The following is a 1036-nucleotide window of genomic DNA, read 5'->3' as shown; positions in this document are numbered from 1 at the left end:
CATTAATAGTTTGTTTTATGTAAATATGTAAACACAAATATTTGCATACTGACGGAGCAATTGGATTTCCTGATGTTCAATCCACCCCGACGTATGCCGTCTGAAAGGATAAGGAAATGCAGAAACACATCCTCCGCCGCCTCCCCCTATTGATTGCCACCGCTTTTGCCTCCGAATGGATTTATGCCGCCGATGCGATGCAAGATGCGGAACAGGTGCAGTTGGAAGAAGTTGTCGTCACCGGCGAACGCACCAACCGCAGCGGCTTTGAAACCGCCACATCCAACCGCGTTTTCACCACGCCGAACATCGACCGCAGCGGCCACAATCTTTCCGCAACCGACCTGCTCAAACAGACTGTGAACACGGTGGACTTGGGCAGCGGCAACGATTTACCGACCGTGCGCGGCGTGGACGGCTCCGGCCCCGCCGTCGGTGCGGTGGCGTTCTTTGCGGGCACGCGGCCGCGCCTGAACCTCTCTATAGACGGCCGCTCCGCCACTTACAACGAATACGCCTTCGGCACGCAGTCGCTGTGGGACATGCAGCAGGTGGAAGTCTTACGCGGGCCGCAAAGCCATGTGCGCGGGCAGAACGCGGTGGCTGGCGCGGTGGTGATGCGTTCCAAAGACCCGACCGACGAATGGGAAGGCGCGCTGCGCTTGGGTTTAGGCAACCAGAAAACGCGCAACATCGCCGGCGTAGTGTCCGGTCCGATTGTGAAAAACAACCTTGCCTTCCGCTTGAACGCGGAACGGCAGCAGCGCGAAAGCTACGAGCCGTTCGTGTCCTATGAGCCGACCGGCAACCCGCGCCGCGTGGAAAACAACAACGTGCGCTTCAAACTCCTGCTCACGCCCGAAAACCATCCCGATTTTTACAGCCGCCTGACGCTGAACCACATCCGTTCGCGCGCGCCGCAAAACGAAATCATGGGCAACACTGCCAGCCGCCGTTTCTTAAAAGAAAAGCCCGTGTTCGTAACCGGCTCGACATCGGGCATCTGGGACGTATCGTGGCAGCTTAACGACTATCT

Annotated in this window: 1 protein-coding gene; it reads left to right on the top strand. The window is 57.7% G+C overall.

The window, feature by feature from the left end; all coding sequences use genetic code 11:
* Window positions 1–116 precede the first annotated feature (116 nt).
* The coding region (locus ACTHS3_RS14450) for a TonB-dependent receptor plug domain-containing protein (protein ID WP_440368301.1) at window positions 117–1036 on the top strand (920 nt) is incomplete at its 3' end.

The sequence above is a fragment of the Neisseria sp. P0009.S007 genome (genome assembly GCF_051962515.1).
The sequence above is the reverse complement of the archived record's forward strand: the minus strand, read 5'-3'. Positions and strand labels throughout refer to the sequence as shown.